The sequence below is a fragment of the Streptomyces sp. Tek67B01 genome, from assembly GCF_055231995.1.
In genome coordinates this window covers 4,980,466-5,002,262 of sequence record NZ_JBUYUY010000001.1, presented here as the reverse complement: position 1 = coordinate 5,002,262, position 21,797 = coordinate 4,980,466, and the positions used below count along the sequence as shown (strand labels likewise).

21 protein-coding genes are annotated in these 21,797 nt (G+C 72.6%); 12 read left to right on the top strand and 9 right to left on the bottom strand.

The features are described from left to right. Positions 1-81 precede the first annotated feature (81 nt). From panB to ACV7NM_RS22475, 3 genes are all read left to right on the top strand, one after another. Positions 82-963 carry a 3-methyl-2-oxobutanoate hydroxymethyltransferase gene (gene panB, locus ACV7NM_RS22485; RefSeq protein WP_463411958.1) on the top strand — a complete coding sequence of 294 codons (882 nt, stop codon included), beginning with the start codon at positions 82-84 and terminating at the stop codon, positions 961-963. A gap of 214 nt (positions 964-1,177) precedes the next feature. Then, positions 1,178-2,203: an ATP-binding cassette domain-containing protein gene (locus ACV7NM_RS22480; RefSeq protein ID WP_463411957.1), complete on the top strand. Its 1,026-nt coding sequence runs from the start codon at positions 1,178-1,180 to the stop codon at positions 2,201-2,203. Further along, complete coding sequence (locus tag ACV7NM_RS22475) at positions 2,200-3,054, top strand: ABC transporter permease (RefSeq protein WP_463411956.1); 855 nt, start codon at positions 2,200-2,202, stop codon at positions 3,052-3,054. Before ACV7NM_RS22480 ends, ACV7NM_RS22475 begins: the two co-directional genes overlap by 4 nt. Positions 3,055-3,111: 57 nt before the next feature. Here ACV7NM_RS22475 and ACV7NM_RS22470 read toward each other — a convergent pair whose 3' ends face one another. Next, positions 3,112-6,444 carry an ATP-binding protein gene (locus ACV7NM_RS22470; RefSeq protein ID WP_463411955.1) on the bottom strand — a complete coding sequence of 1,111 codons (3,333 nt, stop codon included), beginning with the start codon at positions 6,442-6,444 and terminating at the stop codon, positions 3,112-3,114. A gap of 66 nt (positions 6,445-6,510) precedes the next feature. Between ACV7NM_RS22470 and ACV7NM_RS22465 the strand changes: the two genes are divergently transcribed. Beyond that, positions 6,511-7,311: a site-2 protease family protein gene (locus ACV7NM_RS22465; RefSeq protein WP_463411954.1), complete on the top strand. Its 801-nt coding sequence runs from the start codon at positions 6,511-6,513 to the stop codon at positions 7,309-7,311. Between the two features lie 64 nt (positions 7,312-7,375). Next, entirely contained in the window at positions 7,376-7,972 is a 597-nt protein-coding gene (locus ACV7NM_RS22460) for a DUF1707 SHOCT-like domain-containing protein (protein WP_463411953.1), read from the top strand. 42 nt (positions 7,973-8,014) lie between these two features. Here ACV7NM_RS22460 and ACV7NM_RS22455 read toward each other — a convergent pair whose 3' ends face one another. Next, the gene (locus tag ACV7NM_RS22455) at positions 8,015-8,188 is read right to left on the bottom strand and encodes a hypothetical protein (RefSeq protein ID WP_389659359.1); all 174 of its coding nucleotides are present in this window, start codon (positions 8,186-8,188) and stop codon (positions 8,015-8,017) included. A gap of 104 nt (positions 8,189-8,292) precedes the next feature. Continuing rightward, complete coding sequence (gene npdG / locus ACV7NM_RS22450) at positions 8,293-8,997, bottom strand: NADPH-dependent F420 reductase (RefSeq protein WP_463411952.1); 705 nt, start codon at positions 8,995-8,997, stop codon at positions 8,293-8,295. A 99-nt stretch (positions 8,998-9,096) separates the two neighbouring features. On the opposite strand from npdG, the gene ACV7NM_RS22445 reads away from it, so the two are divergent. Beyond that, complete coding sequence (locus tag ACV7NM_RS22445) at positions 9,097-9,705, top strand: hypothetical protein (protein WP_463411951.1); 609 nt, start codon at positions 9,097-9,099, stop codon at positions 9,703-9,705. A 56-nt stretch (positions 9,706-9,761) separates the two neighbouring features. Here ACV7NM_RS22445 and ACV7NM_RS22440 read toward each other — a convergent pair whose 3' ends face one another. Then, on the bottom strand, positions 9,762-10,010 hold the full coding sequence (locus tag ACV7NM_RS22440) for a hypothetical protein (RefSeq protein WP_463411950.1): 249 nt from the start codon (positions 10,008-10,010) through the stop codon (positions 9,762-9,764). Between the two features lie 81 nt (positions 10,011-10,091). Here ACV7NM_RS22440 and map point away from each other — a divergent pair, with 81 nt between their 5' ends. Continuing rightward, the gene (map, locus tag ACV7NM_RS22435; protein WP_463411949.1) at positions 10,092-10,949 is read left to right on the top strand and encodes a type I methionyl aminopeptidase; all 858 of its coding nucleotides are present in this window, start codon (positions 10,092-10,094) and stop codon (positions 10,947-10,949) included. Between the two features lie 149 nt (positions 10,950-11,098). Next, positions 11,099-11,746, top strand: a complete 648-nt coding sequence (locus tag ACV7NM_RS22430; protein WP_463411948.1) for a biliverdin-producing heme oxygenase — start codon at positions 11,099-11,101, stop codon at positions 11,744-11,746. Positions 11,747-12,412: 666 nt separating this feature from the next. Here ACV7NM_RS22430 and ACV7NM_RS22425 read toward each other — a convergent pair. Continuing rightward, positions 12,413-13,072: a PhzF family phenazine biosynthesis protein gene (locus ACV7NM_RS22425; protein ID WP_463411947.1), complete on the bottom strand. Its 660-nt coding sequence runs from the start codon at positions 13,070-13,072 to the stop codon at positions 12,413-12,415. Positions 13,073-13,302: 230 nt separating this feature from the next. Between ACV7NM_RS22425 and efeO the strand changes: the two genes are divergently transcribed. From efeO to efeU, 3 genes are read left to right on the top strand one after another with little or no spacing between them, the layout of a single operon-like run. Further along, positions 13,303-14,451 carry an iron uptake system protein EfeO gene (gene efeO / locus ACV7NM_RS22420; RefSeq protein ID WP_463411946.1) on the top strand — a complete coding sequence of 383 codons (1,149 nt, stop codon included), beginning with the start codon at positions 13,303-13,305 and terminating at the stop codon, positions 14,449-14,451. A gap of 35 nt (positions 14,452-14,486) precedes the next feature. Further along, positions 14,487-15,770, top strand: coding sequence for an iron uptake transporter deferrochelatase/peroxidase subunit (gene efeB / locus ACV7NM_RS22415; protein ID WP_463411945.1), 1,284 nt, complete (start codon positions 14,487-14,489; stop codon positions 15,768-15,770). 26 nt (positions 15,771-15,796) lie between these two features. Beyond that, positions 15,797-16,669 (top strand): iron uptake transporter permease EfeU, encoded by an 873-nt coding sequence (gene efeU / locus ACV7NM_RS22410; RefSeq protein ID WP_463411944.1) that lies wholly within the window; start codon positions 15,797-15,799, stop codon positions 16,667-16,669. A 77-nt stretch (positions 16,670-16,746) separates the two neighbouring features. Here efeU and ACV7NM_RS22405 read toward each other — a convergent pair whose 3' ends face one another. Together ACV7NM_RS22405 and ACV7NM_RS22400 are read right to left on the bottom strand one after the other, a co-directional pair. Further along, positions 16,747-17,496: a bifunctional DNA primase/polymerase gene (locus ACV7NM_RS22405; RefSeq protein WP_463411943.1), complete on the bottom strand. Its 750-nt coding sequence runs from the start codon at positions 17,494-17,496 to the stop codon at positions 16,747-16,749. Between the two features lie 125 nt (positions 17,497-17,621). Continuing rightward, positions 17,622-18,308: a TetR/AcrR family transcriptional regulator gene (locus ACV7NM_RS22400; RefSeq protein ID WP_463411942.1), complete on the bottom strand. Its 687-nt coding sequence runs from the start codon at positions 18,306-18,308 to the stop codon at positions 17,622-17,624. Positions 18,309-18,408: 100 nt separating this feature from the next. Between ACV7NM_RS22400 and ddaH the strand changes: the two genes are divergently transcribed. After that, a complete protein-coding gene (gene ddaH / locus ACV7NM_RS22395; RefSeq protein WP_463414029.1) occupies positions 18,409-19,272 on the top strand; it encodes a dimethylargininase in 864 nt (287 codons plus the stop codon). A gap of 30 nt (positions 19,273-19,302) precedes the next feature. Here the strand turns inward: ddaH and ACV7NM_RS22390 are convergent, their stop codons facing one another. Next, a complete protein-coding gene (locus ACV7NM_RS22390; protein WP_463411941.1) occupies positions 19,303-20,331 on the bottom strand; it encodes a small ribosomal subunit Rsm22 family protein in 1,029 nt (342 codons plus the stop codon). Between the two features lie 101 nt (positions 20,332-20,432). Further along, positions 20,433-21,725: a multidrug effflux MFS transporter gene (locus ACV7NM_RS22385; RefSeq protein WP_463411940.1), complete on the bottom strand. Its 1,293-nt coding sequence runs from the start codon at positions 21,723-21,725 to the stop codon at positions 20,433-20,435. Between the last annotated feature and the right edge of the window lie 72 nt (positions 21,726-21,797).

The following is a 21,797-nucleotide window of genomic DNA, read 5'->3' as shown; positions in this document are numbered from 1 at the left end:
GTCGTCTCCCCACTTCCTCCTCCGGGCCGAAGAGTGCCACCATGGTGGATGAGTCCGGGGACGTCGTAAGGACGCCTCGAGATGACACGAGGAGCAGCAGCAATGACGCATGCCGTTTCGCCTGCCCGCGAAGCTTCCGGCCCCACCTTGTACGGGGGCACGGGCACCCGCCGCATCACCATCCGCGACTTGGCCCTGGCCAAGGAGCGCGGGGAGAAGTGGCCCATGCTCACGGCGTACGACGCGATGACCGCGTCGGTGTTCGACGAGGCCGGCATCCCGGTCATCCTCGTCGGCGACTCCATGGGCAACTGTCACCTCGGCTACGAGACCACCGTCCCGGTGACGATGGACGAGATGACCCTTCTCTCGGCGGCCGTCGTACGGGGCACCCGCCGCGCACTGGTCATCGGCGACCTGCCGTTCGGCTCGTACCAGGAAGGCGCGGTGCAGGCGCTGCGGAGCGCGACCCGGCTGGTCAAGGAGGCGGGTGTCGGAGCGGTCAAGCTGGAGGGCGGCGAGCGCTCGCTGGCCCAGACCGAACTCATCGTGCAGTCCGGCATCCCGGTCATGTCCCACCTCGGTCTGACCCCGCAGTCCGTGAACGCCATGGGCTACCGGGTGCAGGGGCGCGGCGACGAGGCCGCGCACCAGCTGCTGCGGGACGCGAAGGCGGCACAGGACGCGGGCGCGTTCGCGGTGGTGCTTGAGCTGGTTCCGGCCGAGCTGGCCGCCGAGGTCACGCGGTCGCTGCACATCCCGACGGTCGGCATCGGCGCGGGCTCGGAGTGCGACGCCCAGGTGCTGGTGTGGACGGACATGATGGGCCTGACCGGCGGCAAGATGCCGAAGTTCGTGAAGCAGTACGCGAACCTCCGTCAGACCATGGGCGACGCGGCGAAGGCGTTCGCCGAGGACGTGATCGGCGGATCGTTCCCGCAGCCGGAGCACGCCTTCCACTGAGGCTTCCGCCGAGTCCTTTCCCGAGGTCCCACCGGGAGGCTCACCCCTTCTGACAGCCCGTCGGCTTCCGTGCCGGCGGGCTGTCGGCGCTCCCGGCCGGGAGCCGACTCGACGCCGCCGCTTCGGCCCGCCGCTCGCCCTCCGGTACGGCGTCGGTCGCCCGTCGGTTCGGTGTCGGTCGCCTGTCGGCGGTTTGTCAGTGGGGGGTGGTCCCATGGTGGACATGACGCGAAACGGCAAGAATCCCCTGAACGGCTCGCACGCCGTAGAGGTGCGGGGGCTGGTCAAGCACTACGGCGAGACCAGGGCCCTCGACGGTGTGGACCTCGATGTGCGCGAGGGAACCGTCCTCGGGGTCCTCGGCCCCAACGGCGCGGGCAAGACCACCCTGGTCCGCATCCTGTCCACCCTGGTCGCCCCCGACGCCGGGACGGCGCGGGTCGCCGGTTTCGACGTGGTCCGCCAGCCCCGGCAACTGCGCCGCACCATAGGCCTGACCGGCCAGTACGCCTCGGTCGACGAGAAGCTCTCCGGCCGGGAGAACCTCTACATGATCGGCCGGCTGCTGGACCTGCCCCGCAAGGAGGCCCGGTACCGCGCCGACGAGCTGCTGGAGCGGTTCTCGCTCACCGAGGCGGCCAAGAAGGCCGCGATGCACTACTCCGGCGGCATGCGGCGCCGGCTCGACCTGGCGGCGTCGATGATCGGCCGCCCGGCCGTCCTGTACCTGGACGAGCCGACGACCGGCCTCGACCCCCGCACCCGCAACGAGGTGTGGGACGAGGTGCAGCGGATGGTCGCGGAAGGCGCGACCGTCCTGCTGACCACCCAGTACATGGAGGAGGCCGAGCAGCTCGCCGACGAGCTGACGGTCATCGACCGGGGCAGGGTCATCGCCAAGGGCAAGGTCGACGAGTTGAAGGCCCGCGTGGGCGGCCGCACCCTGCGCGTCCGGCCCGTCTCCTCCGCCGACCTGCCGGGCATGGCCCGGGCGTTGGCCGAGGCCGGACTGGACGGGGCGGCCGGCTCCCAGGCCGTGCCCGACGAGGGCGTGCTGCTGGTGCCGATCCTCAGCGACGAGCAACTGACCGCGGTGGTCGGCGTGCTGGCCGCCCGGGGCTACCCGATAGCCGATGTCAGCACCTACCTTCCCAGCCTCGACGAGGTGTTCCTCTCCATCACCGGCCAGAAGCCCTCTTCCGAGGCCTCCGCCCAGCAGACCGAGGAGGTCGCGGCATGAGTACCGTCACCACGCCCAAGCCCACCACCCCCGTGGCCGCTCCGGTCGCCGCGGACACGGGACCGGCCGACGAGGGCCGGATCGGTCTGCGGGCCAATCTGCGGCACATCGGCGCCTTGGCGCGCCGCAACGCCCTCCAGATCAAGCAGGACCCCGAGTCGATGTTCGACGTCGTGTTCATGCCGATCATCTTCACCCTGCTGTTCGTGTTCGTCTTCGGAGGCGCGATCTCCGGGAAGGGCCAGCAGGAGGCCTACGTCAACTACGTCGTCCCCGGCCTGATGGCCATGATGGGCATGAACATCGCCATGGGCGTCGGCACGGGGGTGAACGACGACTTCAAGAAGGGCGTCATGGACCGTTTCCGGTCCATGCCCATCGCCCGGTCCTCCGTACTCATAGCCAAGATCGTCGTCGAGCTCGGCCGCATGATGGTCGCCATCGCGATCCTGCTCGGCGTCGGCTTCATCCTGGGGCTGTCGATCAAGACCTCGGTGCTGGACCTGTTCCTGTCCATCGGGCTGTCGGCGGTGTTCGGCGCCTCGTTGATGTGGATCTTCATCCTGCTCGGTCTCACCATGAAGACCGCGCAGGCCGTCCAGGGCATGGCCATGCTGGTCCTGATGCCGCTCCAGTTCGGCAGCTCGATCTTCGCCCCGCCGTCGACCATGCCGGGGTGGTTGCAGACCTTCACCGACTACAACCCGCTGTCCAATCTGGCCGACGCGGCGCGCGGCCTGATCAACGGCGGCGCGGTCGCCCACCCGGTGTGGGTGACCCTGGCCTGGTCCGTGGCCATCACGGTAGTCACCATGCCGCTCGCGGTGCGCAAGTTCCGCCAGAAGACCTGATCCGGGGGCCGGTCCGTTCGGATCGCGTCCCGGGCGGACCCCGTACGGGGGGCCGGATCAGCAGAGGGCGGTGGCCTCCTCCAGGGAGAGGCCGCCGCCTTCGGCGTGCGCCGCCTCGAAGGCGGCGTCGCCCAGCACCGCCCTCGCCTCTTCCTCGGCGTGGGCGGCGTCGGCGCGTTCGATGGAGACCGGCACGTGCCCGGGCGGCAGCAGGGCCCGGTAGGCCCCGACCAGCCGGGCCGCGTCGTACGCGCGCTCGGGGCCGCCGAGACCGATGAGGGAGATGGCCGCCGTGATCAGGAGCACGGCCGGGATCTGGGGCGCGACCATCCGGGTGAGCGGGTCCTCGGCTGCGCCCAGGGCCTGACGGATCAGCTCCTGGGACTCGCGGTACCTGCCCTCCTGGTTGTCGAGCCAGGCCAGGGTCGAGTGGAGGAAGCAGTCGAAGACGGCGTACGCGGTGGTCGTGAACTCCTCGCGCAAGGCGTGGAGCTGGGCACGTGCCTGCGGGATGCGGCCGGTGCGGCCGTAGATGCCCGCGAGGAACAGCCGGGCGGCCGGCATGGCTTCGTCGAAGTGCTGCTGCACGCCCCCGATGACGTCGTCGAGAATCCTCTCCGCCTCCTCCACCTGATCGTCCTCGACGAGGGACCCGGCCCGACGCACCCGCAGGACCGTCGCCTGCGCCTTGGCGCCGAGGTGTTCGGCGTAGGCGATGGCGGCCCGGAAGTCCTCCGCGGCCAAGGCGAATTCCCCGCGCTTCTCCAGGGATTCGGCGCGGGCCGACAGGGCTTCGGCGCAGCCCCAGGCGTCACCGAGTTCCCGGAAGGCCGCCAGGCTCTCCTCCGCGTCGCGGGCGGCGTCGCCGCTCCAGTCGGCCCGGTTGGCGAGGACGTTGGCGCGCAGTTGGAGGGCCGAGGCGTACGCCCAGCGGTCGTCGAGCTCCCGGGAGGTGTCGACGGCCGCGTCGAGGACGCGCCGGAGCAGGTCGACGTCCCCGTTGATCATGACGGCGTAGAGGTAGATCCACAGGGCGCCGGGGACCTGACAGGTCTGCGGGAGACCAGGGCGGTAGACCCGCACGATCGCATCGATCTGGGACCGGACCTCGGGGCTGTTCCAGTCGCCGCCGGCCTGGTCGCGGGAGGCCAGGCACATCATCCGCACACCGCGCCAGGCCTCGGTGAGCAGTTCGCCGGTGTAGGGCGGCGGGGAGTCGACGACCCGTTCCCGGACGGGCTCGGCGGGGGCGAACGGCGGGGCGAACGGGTCGGGGCCGAGGGCGGCGGCGAGACCCGACCAGTGACGGCTCTCGGCGCGCAGGTCGTGCATGTGCCAGTACCACATGAGGGCGTGCACCAGGCACAACGCCTCACCGGAGTCCTTCAGGGCGATCGCCCGGCGCAGGGCGGTACGGATGTTCTCGTACTCGGTGGCCAGCCGCTCGCCCGCCTCCCGTTGGCCGTGGCCGCGCAACAACGGCTCGCTGGTGCGGGCGAGTTCACGGTAGTGGGTGAGGTGGCGGCGCTCGGTGGCCTCGCGGTCGCCGGGGGCCTCGGCGAGGCGCTCGGCCGCGTACTCTGCGACCGTCTCCAGCAGCCGGTAGCGCATGTCCCCGCCGGGGCCGGGGGCGGCGACGACGAGGGACTTGTCGACGAGCGAGCCCAGCAGGAAGAGCACGTCGGCGCCGTCCGGCGCCGCCGCGCCCTCGCCCCGCTCGGAGCAGACGGCTTCCGCGGCGGCCAGGTCGCAGCCGCCCGCGAAGACGGACAGCCGCCGCAGCACAACCCGTTCGTGGGCGTCGAGGAGGTCCCAGGACCAGTCCACGACGGCGCGCAGCGTCTGCTGGCGGGGCAGCACGGTACGGGAGCCGCTGGTGAGCAGCCGGAACCGGTCGTCGAGCCGGTCGGCGATCTGCCGCGCCGTCAGCAACCGCAGTCGGGCGGCGGCGAGTTCGATGGCGAGCGGCAGTCCGTCGAGGCGGCGGCAGATCTCGGCGGCGGCGGGCGGGTCGTCCTCGATGCGGAACTCTGGGCGGGCGGCGGAGCCCCGGTCCGCGAGGAGCCGTAGCGCGACCGGGTCGGGCAGCGGTTCCACCGGGCGCAGGGTCTCCCCCGGCACCCCGAGGGGTTCGCGACTGGTGGCCAGGACGCGTACGCCGGGGCAGCGGGCGAGGAGCTCCTCGGCGAGCCCGGCGGCGGCCTTGACCACGTGCTCGCAGTTGTCCAGGAGCAGCAGGAGACGTCGTCGCGCGCAGTGGTCGACGAGACGTTCGAGGGGATCGTCGCCGTTCCGGTCGGTGAGCGCCCGCAGTTCCTCGGCGGCGGCGCCGCGCAGCTTGGTCTCTCGGGCCCCGAGTGCGGTGAGGACCACCTCGGGTACGTCCTCGGGGTCGTCCACGGGAGCCAGCTCGACCAGCCACACCCCGTCGGGCCATGCGTCGGCGGTCCCCGCTTCCGCGGCCTCCTGCGACAGCCGGGTCTTGCCCGCACCGCCGGGGCCGAGCAACGTGACGAGGCGGGCACGGGCGAGGTCGGCGCCGATGGCCCGGATGTCCTCCTCGCGGCCGACGAAGGTGGTGAGCCGGGATCGCAGGTTGCCCCGGACCGGCGGCGCCTCGGGCGCGGGGACAGGGGCAGGGGCGGGCGCAGGGTCAGGGGCGGGGGCGGGGGCGGGCGCCGTCGGGGCCAGGAGCTCGGCGTGCAGGGCGCGCAGGGCGGGACCCGGGTCGGCGCCGAGCCGGTCGGCGAGGTCGCGTCGGACCTCGTCGTAGGCGGCCAGCGCCTCCGCCGGCCGGCCCGCGTCGCGCAGGGCGCGGATGCGCAACGCCTGCGACGGCTCGTCCAGGGGCTGCTCCGCGCACAGTGCGCCCAACTCGGGCAGGACCCGCTCCGCCTGCCCCAGGGCGAGGGCCGCGGCCAGCCGGCCCCGGCGCGCGTCGGTCCGTACGGCATCCCAGCGCGCCGACTCGGCCCCGGGGTCGGGCAGGCAGGCCAGCGCCGGTCCGCGCCACAGCGCGAGGGCCTCGTCGTACAGGGCGGCGGCCCGGGCGGGGTCCGGCTCCGCCGCGGCGGAGCCGGACAGCCGCTCGAAGCGGTACAGGTCGATGTCGTCCCGCTCGGCGGCCAGCAGGTAGCCGCCCTCGGCGGACCGCACGGCCTCGTGCCCCAACGCCCGCCGCAGCCGCGCCACGAGCGCCTGGAGGGCGGCGACCGCGTCGGCCGGCGGGTCGCCGTCCCAGACCTGGTCGACGAGCAGGTCCGCCGGCACCGTGCGGCCGGGCCGCAGCGCCAGCGCGGTCAGGAGGGCGCGCAGGCGCGCGCCGCCGACGGCGACGGGGGTCCCGTCGTCGCGGACTGCTTGGGCGGTGCCGAGAATCGCGTAACGCACCGGCCCATTGTCGCTGCCCGGGCCCCCGGGCCCGACCGATTTCCGGGCCGGGATAGGTTTCGCCGCATGGGTCACCAGGGGAGCCGCGCCGAGCGGCAGATCAGTTCCGTGTTCTTGGGCATCGTCGCGGTCATGGTGGTCACCGGCTGGGCCGTGTGGACCGGCTACGCGACGAGCCCCGGGCTCGCCGTGTTCCTCTTCGTGACCTCCGCGTGGGTGGTCTCGCTGTGCCTGCACGAGTACGCGCACGCCCGTACCGCCCTGCACGGTGGGGACATCACGGTGGGCGCCAAGGGATACCTGACGCTGAACCCGCTGAAGTACACGCACGCCCTGCTGAGCATCGTGTTGCCGGTGGTCTTCGTGATCCTGGGCGGTCTGGGTCTGCCCGGTGGCGCGGTGTACATCGAGCGGGACAGGATCCGCGGCCGCTGGAAGCACAGCCTCGTCTCGGCGGCGGGCCCCCTCACCAACGTACTGTTCGCCATCGTGTGCACGGCGCCGTTCTGGTTGCACGCCCTCGACGGCGTGCCCTACGTCTTCCGTTTCGCGCTCGCGTTCCTCGCGCTGCTCCAGGTCTCCGCGGCCATCTTGAACTTCCTGCCGGTGCCGGGTCTGGACGGCTACGGGGTGATCGAGCCGTGGCTGTCCCAGCGGGTGCGCCGCGAGGTGGCGCCACTGGCGCCGTTCGCCCTGATCGGCGTGTTCGCGCTGCTGTGGATTCCCGAGGTCAACACGTTCTTCTTCGACCGGGTCAACGAGATCCTCGGCGCCCTTGGCGTGTCCGACCTGGAGACGTACTGCGGCCACAGCCTCTACCGCTTCTGGCAGGAGACCGACGGCTACTGCCAGATCCCGTCCCGCTGAACCGCGTCCGGCCGCCCTCAACCCAGCGCCGGAGGGCCCGGGTACCGGCGGTTAGAGTCGCGTCATGATCAACGGGGAACAGAGGGCGGAACTGTCGAAGCGGGAGACGGCCGGGCTCCGGGCGGGGGACGCCGACCGTGAGGCGGTGTCCGAGCGGCTGCGCACGGCCGCCGGGGAAGGTCGGATCGCACTCGTCGAGTTGGAGGAGCGGCTCGATCGGGCGTTCGCGGCGAAGACGTACGGCGAACTCGACGAGCTGGTGGCCGACTTGCCGCCGGACGGCCCTTCCGGCTCGCGCCCCGACGGGGACGGGGACACCCTCGTCCTGAAGACCGGCCTGAGCAACATCAAACAGAGCGGCCGGTGGACCGTCCCCCGCAGGATCGTCGCCGAATGCAAGATGCTGGGCATCGTGATCGACTTCACCGAAGCGACCTGTCTGCACGGTGACGTCACCGTCGAGGCGCACTGCGGGAGCGGCATCATCCAGTTGATCGTCCCGCGGGGCTGGGCCGTGCGGATCGACGGGTCGAGCACCAACACCGCCCACATCGACGACCGGGCCACCGCGCCGGTGGACCCGGGCTCACCGAGGCTCACGGTCGTCGGGCACCCCAGATCCGGCTACGTCAAGATCAAGCAGCCCCGCCGGAAGCGTTAGCCCGCACCCCGGCCCCCGCCCCCTTGCCCGGGCCGGGGCCGGTCAGGCCCGCTTCTCCGCCTTGGCCTTGCGCAGGTAGTACCAGGCCATGTTGGAGGTCAGACCCGCCAGCAGGACCCAGACGATCCCGAGGAAGCTGCCCTCCACGAAGGCGACCACGGCCGCGGCCACGGACAGGACGCAGACGACAACGGCGAACACGGCAAGGCGGGGCATGCGGCAGAGCTCCTCGGCGGTACAGAAGGGGTCGAGCCCCTCCAGTGTCCCCCACGCCCACCCCCGCCGCGGCCGGGTGCCGGCCGCCGCGGCGGAAGCGGCGGTCAGACGTCGGTGACGCGCAGGCCGGCGTGGGCCTTGTAGCGGCGGTTCGTGGAGATGAGGTTGGCGACCAGGGCCTCGACCTGGTGAGCGCCCCGCAGGCGGCCGGCGAAGACGCCGCGCATGCCGGGGACGCGGGCCGTCAGTGCTTGGACCAGGTCCGTGTCGGCGCGGGATTCGCCCAGCACCATCACGTCGGTGTCGATCTCCTCGACCGACTCGTCCTGGAGCAAGACCGCCGAGAGGTGGTGGAAGGCCGCCGTGACCCGGGAGTCGGGGAGCAGGGCCGCGGCCTGCTGGGCGGCGCTGCCCTCGGGGACCCGGAGGGCGTACGCGCCCTGCTTGTCGAAGCCGAGCGGGTTGACGCAGTCCACGACGAGCTTGCCCGCGAGGTCCTCGCGCAGGGATTCCAGGGTCTTGGCGTGGCCCTCCCACGGCACCGCGATGATCACGATGTCGCTGCGCCGCGCGCACTCCGCGTTGTCCGCGCCCTCCACGCCGAGGCCCAGTTCGGCGGCGGCGGCGCGGGCGCGGTCGGCGGCGCGGGAGCCGATGATCACCTTCTGACCGGCGCGGGCGAAGCGGTAGGCCAGGCCCCGGCCCTGGTCGCCGGTGCCGCCGAGGACGCCGACGACGAGGCCCGAGACGTCCGGGAGGTCCCAGGGGTCCTTGACCGGCGGCTTCTGGGTGCTGTCTGAGGAAGTCATGGGGGCAAAGGTACTGCCGAGTACCCGCGCCCATGCCCGTCGGGAGGTATCGCGCGGAAGTGGCCGCCCCGCACCCCCCGGGTACGGGAGGATGCCGCCATGGACGCCGTGAGGGTCGCGTTGTTGCGCGAGGTGCTCGCCGGTACGCAGTGGCCCGGGGCCGCGCGCCGGTTCGCCGGTTCGCTGCGCCGCTCCGTGGTTCCCGCCGGCGGGAACCTGCTGCTGGTGGGCACGGAGCGGTACGAGCCCTGGCACCTGGCCGCGCACCTGGTGGACGAGGCCGCCTGGTCGGGACTGCCCGAGCTGGCGCCGACCCTCGTGCGCCACCGGGTGCGGCCCGGCGAGCCGCCGCACCTGTCGGTGGGGCTGGGCCGGCTGGAGGCGGCCCGGCGCGGGCACACGCTGCTGGTGGTGGCCCCGGAGCAGCCGGGCGCGGGGCTGCTGGAGCGGGTCCACGACGCCCGGCGGGCGGGGGCGACCGTACTGTCCCTGGACGGCGGGGACAGCGACCTCGGCGCGCTGGCCCACGAGGCGCTGTCGGTGCCGGACGTCACCGCCGAACTTGACCTGGACACCGTGCAGCACCTGGTGAGCGCGGCGGCCGGGGAGAACAGCCTGCCCGCCCCGCGGGGCGGTGCCCGCCGGTTCCGGGACCGGCTGGCGCGACTGGCCGATCAGCTGACCACGCCGCCACCCAGCCGCTGGTAGGGCCGCGTGCCCACGGCGTCTACCCGTTCCGGCGACGTCTGGCGTTCCCGCGGTGTCTACCCGTTCCCGCCCGGCTCGCCGGCCTCACCCGGCCCACCCGTCTTGTCGTTCCACTTGGGGTCGTTCTGCCACTCCAGGTTCCGCTCCTCGGCGGTCTGCATGGCGTGGGCCGCCTCCTCCCGGCTGGCGTAAGGGCCGAACCGGTCCTTGGCCGGGCACTCCGGGCCCTCCTCGACCTTGTTGTGGACCAGGCAGTAGTACCACTCGCCCGGTTTGCCCGTCTGGCGCTTCTTGAACAGGGCCATCGTCCGCCGGCTCCTCTCGTCGCGGCTCTCACCGCTCTTTGCCGCCATGCTGCCCCATCACCGCTGGTTACACTCGCTTGCATGTCTGGCCAGTCGCTGCTCGTACCCGGCGAGCTCTCCCCCGCCCGTTCCGTTCCCGGCAACATCCGCCGGCCCGAGTACGTGGGCAAGCCCGCGCCCTCTCCCTACACCGGACCGGAGGTGCAAACGCCCGAGACCGTCGAGGCGATGCGCGTCGCGGGCCGGATCGCCGCCCGGGCGATGGAGGAGGCCGCCAAACACATCGCGCCGGGGGTGACCACCGATGAACTGGACCGGGTCGCGCACGAGTACATGTGCGACCACGGCGCGTACCCCTCGACGCTGGGCTACCGCGGCTTCCCGAAATCCCTGTGCGCTTCGGTCAACGAGGTCATCTGCCACGGCATCCCGGACTCGACGGTCCTGCGGGACGGCGACATCGTGAACCTGGACGTGACCGCGTACATCGGCGGGGTGCACGGCGACAACAACGCCACCTACCTGTGCGGCGAGGTGGACGAGGAGTCGCGGCTGCTGGTGGAGCGCACCCGGGAGTCCCTGAACCGGGCCATCAAGGCGGTCAAGCCGGGCCGTCAGATCAACGTGATCGGCCGGGTCATCGAGTCGTACGCGAAGCGTTTCGGCTACGGCGTGGTCCGGGACTTCACCGGCCACGGCATCAGCTCGTCGTTCCACTCGGGCCTGATCATCCCGCACTACGACAGCCCGCACGCCACCACCGTCATCGAGCCCGGCATGACCTTCACCATCGAGCCGATGCTGACGCTGGGGACGCACGAGTACGACATGTGGGACGACGGCTGGACGGTCGTCACCAAGGACCGCAAGCGGACCGCGCAGTTCGAGCACACCCTGGTCGTGACCGACTCCGGGGCGGAGATCCTCACCCTCCCGTAGGGACGCTGCCGTAGGGACCCTCCCGTGGGGGCGGGGAGCGGACGAGGTTTTTGCCGACACGGCGTCGGGAAGACTGCGGGAGACCGGTCGGGGCGGCGGCGTCGCCGTGCGCCCGGCCGCCTCTTGCCGATGACCCTCGGAGGTCCGCGTTGGACGCCTTTTCCACCGCCATCCGTGTCGCCTCGCACGAGCAGCACACCGAGGCCGAGACCTCGGCGTTCATGAGCGACCTGCTGGGCGGCCGGCTCGGCGTGGTCGCCTACGCCCGCTACACCGAGCAGCTGTGGTTCGTGTACCGGGCGCTCGAGGACTCGGCCGGGGCGCTGCGGAGCGACCCGGTGGCCGGGCCGTTCATCCGGCCCGAGCTGATGCGCGTCGCGCAGATCGAGCGCGACCTGGCGCACCTGCGCGGCCCGGGGTGGCGCGAGACCCTCTCCGCCCTGCCCGCGACGCGCGCGTACGCGGACCGGGTCGCCGAGTGCGCGGCGTCCTGGCCCGGCGGGTACGTGGCCCACCACTACACCCGCTACCTGGGCGACCTGTCGGGCGGCCAGATCATCCGGGACAAGGCGGAGCGGACCTGGGGCTTCGCCCGCAAGGGCGACGGGGTGCGCTTCTACGTCTTCACGGACATCGCGAACCCGGCCGCCTTCAAACGGGGCTACCGGGAGCTGCTCGACGCGATCGTCGCCGACGACCTGGAGAAGCAGCGCATCATCGACGAGTGCAAGCACGCGTTCGACCTCAACGGCGCCGTCTTCCGGGAGCTGGGCGAACAGTTCCCGCTCAGCGCGTAGGCCCTGGCCGGGCGGCCCTCCGGCGCCACCCCGCCCCCGAGATGGCCCGGCGCTAGCGGGCCGCGGCTCCCCCGACCTGGCCCTGTCGGGGGCCGAGGAGAAGGCCCGGCCAGGCGCCGCCCGTGTGCCGCCACACGGGTCCGCCGCCCCGCGCCGCCTGCGGGGCGGTAGCGGGCCGCGGGTAAATGGCCCTTGGCCCTGTCACGGGCCCGAGGAGTACGTCCGGCCGGGCGCCCGGGCATGTCGGCCCTTGGCCGCCGCCCGGGGACGCCACCCTGGCCCGAGGCGGGCTCCCAAAACGAACACCCGGACCGGTCCCGTCCGTGAGCTAAACGGCGCCGCCGGCCAGGGACCCGTGCGGGGCGCCGCCCCACCGCCTGGCCCGCGCCGGTCGCAGGTGCCCCTGGCGGAAGCGGGCCGCGGGGCTGCGGCTCTTACCCCTGTCGCGGGCCCCGAGGGCGAGCACCCGGACAGGTGCCCTGAGGCCCCATACGGGCCGCCGCCGAGGGACACCACACGGGGCCGCCGCCCCTCGCCCTGTCGCCGGCCGGAGGCGAACGCCCGACCGAGGGGCGGCGTCATACGAGGCCGTCACGGGGCCAGGCCGCCGCCCGCCGGTCCGGGCCGCCGGCCCGGCGGGGCCGGCGTGGCGGGAGGCGGACCCGGTCAGAGCTCGGGGCGCGCGAAGCGGACGCGGCCGCCGATCTCGATCGTGCCGTCCGGGGCGGGGGCGGTGAGGATTTGGGAGCCCGCGCCCTGGGTGATGTTCAGGGCCCGGTTCAGTTCGGCCGTCAGCAGGATCGCCGCCGAGCCGGTGGCCTCGTCCTCGGTGATCGCCCCGTCCGGGCGGCGCGGGAAGCCGCGGGCCCTGATGCGTCCGGCGGCCTCGTCCTCCCAGGCCCAGGCGTAGAGCCAGCCCTCGCCCGGCGGCGGCGCGGGCAACGCCTCCACCTCCGCGGCGCTCGCGTACCGCTCGGTGCGCTTGCCCGCGACCCATTCGGGGCGGGCGGTGATCCAGGTGAACTCCCCGTCGTCACGGGCCCACACCGAGCCTGCCGGCGGCCGGAGCTCCTCGATGTCGAGCAGCCAGGCGACCCCGACCAGGGGGTGGCCCGCGAAGTCCATCCGGGTGCCGGGGGTGCGGATGTCCACGATCCCCCGTTCGGGGTCGTCGACGAAGACCGTCTCGCTGTATCCGAGCTCCGCCGCCAAGGCCTGGCGGGAGGCGTCGTCGGGGCAGCTACGGCCGTCGCGCACGACGCCGAGCAGGTTGCCGTGACGGCCGTCGCCCGCGCAGAAGACGGAGAGCACGTCGAGATCATTCACCCCGGCATTCAAGCACGGGCACCTCGATTTGCTCCTGCTTGACCTTCCCTTTACGCGATTGCGGGAGGGGCGTGACGCTCTCGTGTCCGACGGGGACCGGTGTGCGCCGAATCACTGGACGCGCGGTCCGAGGTCAGGTAAGCCTCGGTTAAGTTAGGTCCGCCTCACCCGGCCGCCCGCCACCCGACGGGGCGGCCTTCTGCCGAACGCCAGACCCGCCAGGAGCCCGTATGCGCCCCGCCCGCCTCACCGTCGTCACCGCGGCCGCCGCAGTGGCCGCGCTCACCGCCGTCACCGGCTGCGCCGAGAAGAGCGCGGCGGGCGCCGAGGGCACGATCCAGGTGGCCGCCTCCGACAGCGCCTGCGACATCTCCAAGAAGGAGTTCCCGGCGGGCAAGGTGACCATCGAGGTCGAGAACAAGGGCTCGAAGGTCACCGAGGTCTACGTCCTCTTCCCGGACGACCGCATCGTCGCCGAGCGCGAGAACATCGGCCCCGGCACGAAGGCCACCATCACCGCCGAGATCAAGGCCGGCGACTACGAGGTCAACTGCAAGCCCGGCATGAAGGGCGACGGCATCCGCCAGAAGGTCAAGGCCACCGGCGGTGCCGCGGCCAAGCGCAGCCCCGAGTTGGACACCGCCGTCGCCGAGTACCGCAAGTACGTGCAGGCGCAGGCCGACGAGTCCCTGCCCACCACCAAGGCCTTCGTGGACGCGGTGAAGGCCGGCGACGTCGAGGCCGCGAAGAAGGCCTACGCCGTCTCCCGCATCGGCTGGGAGCGCACCGAGCCGGTCGCCGAGTCCTTCGGTGACATCGACCCGAAGATCGACGTCCGGGAGGACGGCCTGGAGGCGGGCCAGGACCCCGCGAAGGACTGGACCGGCTGGCACCGCCTGGAGAAGTCCCTGTGGGCCGACAACAAGATCGGCGACGAGGAGAAGAAGCTCGCCGACACCCTGATGACCGACGTGACCGACTGGCAGAAGAGGATCGGCACGGCGGAAATCACCCCGACCTCGATGGCCAACGGAGCCAAGGAGCTCCTCGACGAGGTCGCCACCGGCAAGGTGACGGGTGAGGAAGAGCGCTACAGCCACACCGACCTGATCGACTTCAAGGGCAACGTCGAGGGCGCGCAGAAGGCGTACGAGCTGCTCAAGCCGGTCGCCGCGAAGAACGACGCGGGGCTCGTCAAGACGCTCGACACCCAGTTCGCCTCGCTGAACACGCTGCTCGACAAGCACCGCGCGGACAAGAACGGCTACGACTTCACCTCCTACGACAAGGTCGGCGACGCGGAGCGCAAGGAGCTCTCGGACGCCGTGAACGCGCTGGCCGAGCCGCTCTCCAAGCTGGCTGCGGCGGTCGCGAAGTAACGGTCGGGAACAGCGGAGCAGGCGGGAGGCACGGGATGACTGACTCGGAGTCGGTGACGGTGGAAGAGCAAGACGACGCGCGGGAAGGGGCCACGGCGCCCTCACGGCGCGCCCTGCTCGGCTGGGGCGGGGCCGGGCTGGCGCTGGGCGCCGCCGCGGCCGGAGGTGCGGTCGCGGCGTTCGGCGGCGGCTCGGACGTGGTGCCCGCGGCCTCGACCGGGGCGGCCGTGCCGTTCCACGGCGAGCACCAGGCCGGTATCGCCACCGCCGTCCAGGACCGCCTGCACTTCGCGGCCTTCGACGTGAAGACCAAGGACCGCGGGGAGCTGATCCAGCTCCTGAAGGACTGGACGGAGGCGGCCCGGCTGATGACGGCCGGTCACCCCGTCGGCGAGGGCGGCTACGGCGGCCTCCCGCAGGCCCCGCCGGACGACACGGGCGAGGCGCTGGGCCTCAAGGCCTCCCGGCTCACCCTGACCATCGGTTTCGGCCCCGGCCTGTTCGCCAAGGACCGCTTCGGGCTGGAGGACAAGCGCCCCGAGGCCCTCGTGGACCTGGAGCAGTTCCCCGGCGACAACCTGGACCCGGCCCGCTCCGGTGGCGACCTGTGCGTCCAGGCCTGCGCGGACGACCCCCAGGTCGCCGTGCACGCCATCCGCCAGCTGGCCCGCATCGGCTTCGGCAAGACGGCGGTCCGCTGGTCGCAGCTCGGCTTCGGCAAGACCTCCTCCACCACGCCCGACGCGCAGACCCCGCGCAACATGATGGGCTTCAAGGACGGCACCCGGAACGTCTCGGGCACCGACCGGGCGGCGCTGGACGAGCACGTCTGGGCGGCCGCCTCCGACGGCAGCGCGTGGATGGCCGGAGGCTCGTACCTGGTCGCCCGCCGCATCCGGATGCACATCGAGACCTGGGACCGCACCTCCCTCCAGGAGCAGGAGGACGTCTTCGGCCGCGACAAGGGCGAGGGCGCCCCCGTCGGCAAGTCCAAGGAACGCGACGAGCCCTTCCTGAAGGCCATGAAGCCCTCGGCGCACGTCCGTCTCGCCCACCCGGACAGCAACAGCGGTGCGACGATCCTGCGCCGCGGCTACTCCTTCACCGACGGCACGGACGGGCTGGGCCGCCTCGAAGCGGGCCTGTTCTTCCTCGCCTACCAGCGGGACGTCCGCAAGGGATTCATCCCGGTCCAGCGCAACCTGTCGAAGAACGACGCGCTCAACGAATACATCCAGCACGTGGGTTCGGCCGTCTTCGCCGTCCCGCCGGGCGTCCGCGACAAGGACGACTGGTGGGGCCGGACGCTGTTCGCGTAGACCCGTAGCCGCGTAGGAGGAACCACGTGTTCAGCAACTATCTGATCGGTCTGCGCGAGGGGCTGGAGGCCAGCCTCGTCGTCTGCATCCTCATCGCCTACCTGGTGAAGACCGGCCACAAGGACAAGCTCGGGCCGCTGTGGCTCGGCGTCGGCCTGGCGGCCGCCGTCAGCCTCGGCTTCGGCGCCGCGCTCGAATTCGGCACCGAGCAGTTGACGTTCGAGGCGCAGGAGGCGATCGGCGGGTCCCTGTCGGTCATCGCGGTCGGCCTGGTGACCTGGATGGTCTTCTGGATGAAGCGCACCGCGCGCCATCTGAAGACCGAGCTCCACGGGAAGCTGGACGCGGCGCTCGCGATGGGCACCGGCGCGCTGGTGACGACGGCGTTCCTCGCGGTGGGCCGCGAGGGCCTGGAGACCTCCCTGTTCGTGTGGCGCTCGGTGAAGGCGGCCGGTGACGGCGCGGGCCCGCTGGCCGGCGTACTGCTGGGCATCGGCACTTCGGTGTTGCTGGGCTGGCTGTTCTACCGGGGAGCCCTGAGCATCAACCTCGCCAAGTTCTTCACCTGGACCGGCGGCATGCTGGTCGTGGTCGCCGCGGGCGTTCTCGCGTACGGCGTCCACGACCTCCAGGAGGCCGGATTCCTGCCCGGCATCCTGACGAAGGCCTTCGACATCAGCGACACGATCGCGCCGGACAGCTGGTACGGGACCCTGCTGAAGGGAACCCTCAACTTCCAGCCGGACCCGACCGTGCTCCAGCTGGTGGTGTGGGTGCTGTACCTGCTCGCGGTTCTCACCCTGTTCCTGGCACCGGCGGCCGTCAAGGGCCGGGGCGGCCAGGGCAAGCCCGCGGAGCGGCAGCCGGCGGGTGCCCCCGCCACGAACGCGCAGGGCTGACGACGACCGCCCCCGTGGCGTAGACGAAAGGACGGGCCGGACGACAGCAGTCGTCCGGCCCGTCTTCGTTTGCGCCGTCAGCGGCCCAGCGGCCAGGCCACGGCGGCGGGGGTCTGCTCGGAGGTTCCCGCGTACTGCGCGCAGGCGTCGGTCAGGGTTTCGAGCAGCGTCAGCGGGTCCGGCAGCGGGTGGTCGATGCCGCGCAGCCAGGCGACGGTCTGGCCGCCCGGGAGGGAGGCCGGCGGGACGAGGACGTAGCTGCCCCGGCAGTGCCAGCGCAGGCCCGGGTGTTCGTCCATGGTCTCGGGGTGGCAGTCCAGCTCGCAGGGCCACCACTCGTCCTCGTCCTCCGGCGTCCCCCGGGTCGCCGTGAAGAACAGCATGCGGGCCTGGTCACCGGTACCGCCGGACTCGGCCACCGGGCCGACGTCCACGCCGGCCGCCAGCAGGCGGCTCAGGGCGTCGCGTCCGGCTTCGAGCGGGACGTCCAAGACGTCGTGCACCATGCCGGTGGCGGTGATGAAGTTGGCCTGGGGCTGGTCGCCCGCCCACCGCTCGATCTGCGCGCGGTCGGTGGTCGCCTGGGTCTGCCAGGCGAAGGAGAGGGGGTGCCGCGCGGGCGTGGGACAGCCGATGCGGTCGCAGGAGCATCGGTAGCCGGCCGGGTGGGCGGCGGGGGCGATCGGGAGGCCGGCGGCGGCGACCGCCAGGAGGAGGGCCTCGCGTTCCCTGCCCGGGTCTTCGGGAGCCGGTTTCGCGCGGCGGCGCAGCCACTGGGAAATCCTGCTCTGCTCGCCGCGTTTGACGCGGCCGGACTCGGACCCCATCTATCCCCTCACCTCACCGTTGCCCCCGGCGGACCTCCCCATGGTCCCACCCTCCGGGGCGCCGGGTGACCGCGCCCCCGGATCGGGCCCACCCAAAACCGCTGAATTCGGCCATATGTTCTCGGTCACGCGGATGCCGGGGTCGGGGCCCCGGCGGGCACGGCGCCGCCCAACACGGCGTCGACCAGGGCGTCCGTGAACGCGTGCGTCAGCGGGGCCGTCCGCAGGAGCCAGCGGTACGTCAGGGGGCCGAGCAGCATCTCCGTCATCAGTCGGGGGTCCGCTCCGTCCGCCAGCTGCCCGGCCGCCCGCGCACCGCGCAACCGGTCCTCGTACAGGGCGAGCTGGGGGGTCAGCAGCCGCTCGGTGAAGCGGGCGCCGAGCTCCGGGTCGGTCGCCCCGGCGGCGGTCAAGGCGCGCAGGGGGGCGTCATGGGCGGGGTCGTTGAACTCGTCCACCGTGGCGCGGAGCACCTGCTTCAAGTCGGCGGCCAGGTCGCCGGTGTCCGGGAGCCCGGGGCCGCCCTCCCCCGTCGACGCGCCCCCGGCCGACGCGAGGGAGGCGTCGAGCAGCACGGACGCCTTCGAGGGCCACCAGCGGTAGATGGTCTGCTTGCCGACCCCCGCGCGGGCGGCGATGGCCTCGATGGTCAGTTTGTCGTAGCCGACCTCCCCGACGAGCGCGAGCGCGGCGTCCAGGATGGCCCGCCGGGACCGGTCGCTGCGGCGGGTCGGATCGGGCGCCTTGGCCTCGGGTGACTTCGCGTGGGGCGCGTCGGTCCCGGACGTCTTGGCGTGGGCGGTCCTGCTCATGCCCACAACGTATCAATGCGAGACGGATCGTCTTCCGGTTCTGGTCATTCCGATAAACCACCCAATCAGTTCACTGCGCGGTCCCCGTTGAGGAGAGACGATTCTCTGCACACGCACAGCACACGCACCGCGAGTCAGTCGTGAGGAGCCTTCTTTGCGCAGAGACGCCACACCCCGGCGCTACCTGATGTGCCCACCCGCGCACTTCAAGGTCACGTACTCCATCAACCCGTGGATGGACCCCGCGAAACCGGTGGACCTGCCCCTCGCACAAGCCCAGTGGGAAGACCTGAGGGACCGCTACCGCTCACTCGGCCACACCGTCGAGACCCTCGTCCCCGACCCCGCTCTGCCCGACATGGTCTACGCGGCGAACGGCGCCCTGGTCATCGACGGCCGCGTGCTCGGGGCCCGCTTCGCCTACCCGGAACGCTCCGCCGAGGCGGAGATCCACCTGGAGTGGTTCCGGACCCACGGCTTCCGGGACATCCACGAGCCGTCCCACATCAACGAGGGCGAGGGCGACTTCGCCGTCACCGCCACCTACATCCTGGCGGGCCGGGGGTACCGCTCCAGTCCGCTCTCCCACGACGAGGCGCAGGAGTTCTTCGGCCGCCCCGTCATCGGCCTCGACCTGGTGGACCCGCGCTTCTACCACCTCGACACGGCCCTGTGCGTACTCGACGGCGACGAGATCATGTACCACCCGCAGGCCTTCTCGCCCGGCAGCCAGGCCGTCCTTCGGCGACTGTTCCCCGACGCCCTGATCGTGGACGCCGAGGACGCGGCGGCCTTCGGCCTGAACTCCGTCTCCGACGGCCTGCACGTGCTGCTCCCACAGGCCGCCGCGGGCCTGCTCGCACCCCTGCGCGAGCGGGGCTTCGAGCCGATCCCGATGGACCTGGGCGAGCTGCTCAAGGGCGGCGGCAGCGTCAAGTGCTGCACCCAGGAGCTGCGGCCCTGACGGGGCCCTGACCCGGCGCCGGCGGGGCGCTCAGGGGGCGGGGCGCTCAGCGGGCGGCCACTCCTGGCCCCAGTCGGCGTCCCGCGCCGCCTTGTAGAGGTCACCGTGGCGCTTGGTCACGGTGGCCCGGGTCAGGCCGTCCTGCGGCGGACCGCACAGGTCCAGCAGGACCAGCCCCTTCCGGATCTGCGGCCTGCGCGTGATCCGGGAGGCGGCCGGCTCCACGGGGAAACGCGTCGCGGCCACGTAGCTGAACTTCTCGTCCTCGTAGGGCAGGGATCCGCCCTTGACCTGCCGGTGCAACGAGGAACGGCTGACCCGCGCCGAGAAGTGGCACCAGTCCCGGCCGATCTCGATCGGGCAGGCCGCGTCGTGCGGGCAGGGCGCGGCCACCGTCAGCCCGGCCTCGATCAGCTGCTCACGGGCCTCGCGGATGCGCAGGTAACCCTCGGGGGTGCCCGGCTCGATCAGTACCACCGCCCGGCCGGCCCGGGCCGCCTCGGCGACGACCGCCCGGCGGGCGTCGGGGGTGACTTCGCCGAGTACGTACGACACGGTCACCAGGTCGGCCTCGGGGAGGGCGATCCCGGCGCCGATGACGGCCCGGCGCCACTCGGCCGCGCGCAGCACGGGCGAGGTGGAGCGGGCGGCCAGTTCCCGGCCCAGGGCCAGCGCCGGCTCGGCCCAGTCCAGCACCGTCGTGGTGCGGGGGCCGTCCCAGGTGGCGTCCACCGCCCAGGTGGCGGCGCCGGTGCCGCCGCCCACGTCGACGTGCGAGCCCGGCGTCCACCGCGGGGCGGCCTCCGCCAGGGCGTCCAGGGCGGAGCGTACGGCTTCGAAGGTGGCGGGCATCCGGTAGGCCGCGTACGCCGCCACGTCCGAGCGGTCGCGCAGCAGCGGCGCGTCGGTGGGTGTCGTGCCCCGGTAGTTGGCGATCAGCCGCTCGACGGCGGCCGAGGCCTGCTTCGGCGGGAGCCCGTCGAGCAGCCCGCCGAGCGCGGAGCGCAGTGTCTCGGCGGTGGTGGGACCGGAAGCGGGAAGGGCGGCGGAGGCGTTCACCTGGGAAGTTTACGGCGCCGGGCGCGGGCCGTGTCCCGGCCGCGGTGTACCGGCCGCCGTGCCCCTGCCGTGGTGCACCGCCCGCCGCGCCCCGGCGCCCGCTACGCCCCGGCCGCCGCCATCGGCTCCCGGGTCTGCCACGGACGACACAGCCCCAGGAAGCAGGCCGCCGACAGCAGCGCGCAGACGAGCTGGACCAGGGCCATCGGCACCGCGGTGTCCTCCCCCGCGATCCCGACCAGCGGCGAGGCGACCGCGCCGACCAGGAACGAGGAGGTGCCGAGCAAGGCGGACGCCGATCCGGCGGCGTGCGGGGTGCGCATCAGTGCCTGCGCGTTGGTGTTCGGCATCAGCACGCCCATCGCGGACATCAGCACGAACAGCCCGGCCGCCATCGGCAGCAGCCCTACCTTCCCGAACACCCCGCCCGCCATCAGCAGCAGCGCGACGGAGTCCGCGGTGATCACCGCGAGCCCGGCGCCCAGCACCTTGTCCAGGCTGACCCGGCCCACCAGCAGCTTGCCGTTGATCTGGCCGACCGCTATCAGGCCGACCGAGTTCAACCCGAACAGCAGGCTGAACTCCTGCGGTGAGGCCCCGTAGATCTCCTGCACCACGAACGGCGAGGCGGAGATGTACGAGAAGAGCACCGCGAACGCGAAGCCGCCGGCCAGGGTGTACCCGGCGAAGACGCGGTCGCCGAGGAGCCCGCGCATCGTCCGCAGGGCGGCGCCCACGCCCCCGGTGTGACGCCGCTCGGGCGGCAGCGTCTCGTCGAGCCGGCGCCACACCACCAGGGTCAGGGCCGTGCCGACGGCGGTGAGGACGACGAAGACCCCGCGCCAGTCGGCGAAGCGCAGCAACTGGCCCCCGATGAGCGGGGCGATGATCGGGGCGGCGCCGGAGATGAGCATCAAGGTGGAGAAGAACCGGGCCATCTCGACCCCGTCGTAGAGGTCGCGCACGACGGCGCGGGCGATGACGATCGCCGCCGAGCCCGCCAGGCCCTGGGCCAGCCGGAAGCCGACGAGCAGTTCGGTGGTGGGGGCGAGCGCGCAGACGGCGGTGGCCAGCACGTAGACGATCATGCCGGTCAGCAGGGGCCGGCGGCGGCCCCACTTGTCGCTCATCGGGCCGATGACGAGCTGGCCCAGTGCCATGCCGGCGAGGCAGGAGGTGAGGGTCAACTGGACCGTGGCGGCCGGGCTGTGCAGGGCGGAGGTGACCTGCGGCAGCGCGGGCAGGTACATGTCCATCGACAGCGGGGGCAGTGCGGTCAGGCCGCCGAGTATGAAGGTGACGAGCAGGCCGGTCCGGCGCGCCGTGGGAGGAGAGCTCTGGGCGACGGACGACGGCTTCCGCTCGCGGGCCGTCCCGGGGGCTCTCTCCGACATGCGGGACTCCACTCTCTTCGTATGTTTTCGCACCCCTGACCGACCCATGCTCTCAGCTGTCGGAACGCCGCC

What these genes read in the sequence shown, in the direction of transcription:
- panB (WP_463411958.1), top strand. Translation starts at nt 82, where the DNA reads ATGACACGAGGAGCAGCAGCAATGACGCATGCCGTTTCGCCTGCCCGC.
- ACV7NM_RS22480 (WP_463411957.1), top strand. Translation starts at nt 1,178, where the DNA reads ATGGTGGACATGACGCGAAACGGCAAGAATCCCCTGAACGGCTCGCAC.
- ACV7NM_RS22475 (WP_463411956.1), top strand. Translation starts at nt 2,200, where the DNA reads ATGAGTACCGTCACCACGCCCAAGCCCACCACCCCCGTGGCCGCTCCG.
- ACV7NM_RS22465 (WP_463411954.1), top strand. Translation starts at nt 6,511, where the DNA reads ATGGGTCACCAGGGGAGCCGCGCCGAGCGGCAGATCAGTTCCGTGTTC.
- ACV7NM_RS22460 (WP_463411953.1), top strand. Translation starts at nt 7,376, where the DNA reads ATGATCAACGGGGAACAGAGGGCGGAACTGTCGAAGCGGGAGACGGCC.
- ACV7NM_RS22455 (WP_389659359.1), bottom strand. Translation starts at nt 8,188, where the DNA reads ATGCCCCGCCTTGCCGTGTTCGCCGTTGTCGTCTGCGTCCTGTCCGTG.
- npdG (WP_463411952.1), bottom strand. Translation starts at nt 8,997, where the DNA reads ATGACTTCCTCAGACAGCACCCAGAAGCCGCCGGTCAAGGACCCCTGG.
- ACV7NM_RS22445 (WP_463411951.1), top strand. Translation starts at nt 9,097, where the DNA reads ATGGACGCCGTGAGGGTCGCGTTGTTGCGCGAGGTGCTCGCCGGTACG.
- ACV7NM_RS22440 (WP_463411950.1), bottom strand. Translation starts at nt 10,010, where the DNA reads ATGGCCCTGTTCAAGAAGCGCCAGACGGGCAAACCGGGCGAGTGGTAC.
- map (WP_463411949.1), top strand. Translation starts at nt 10,092, where the DNA reads ATGTCTGGCCAGTCGCTGCTCGTACCCGGCGAGCTCTCCCCCGCCCGT.
- efeO (WP_463411946.1), top strand. Translation starts at nt 13,303, where the DNA reads ATGCGCCCCGCCCGCCTCACCGTCGTCACCGCGGCCGCCGCAGTGGCC.
- efeB (WP_463411945.1), top strand. Translation starts at nt 14,487, where the DNA reads ATGACTGACTCGGAGTCGGTGACGGTGGAAGAGCAAGACGACGCGCGG.
- ACV7NM_RS22405 (WP_463411943.1), bottom strand. Translation starts at nt 17,496, where the DNA reads ATGGGGTCCGAGTCCGGCCGCGTCAAACGCGGCGAGCAGAGCAGGATT.
- ACV7NM_RS22400 (WP_463411942.1), bottom strand. Translation starts at nt 18,308, where the DNA reads ATGAGCAGGACCGCCCACGCCAAGACGTCCGGGACCGACGCGCCCCAC.
- ACV7NM_RS22385 (WP_463411940.1), bottom strand. Translation starts at nt 21,725, where the DNA reads ATGTCGGAGAGAGCCCCCGGGACGGCCCGCGAGCGGAAGCCGTCGTCC.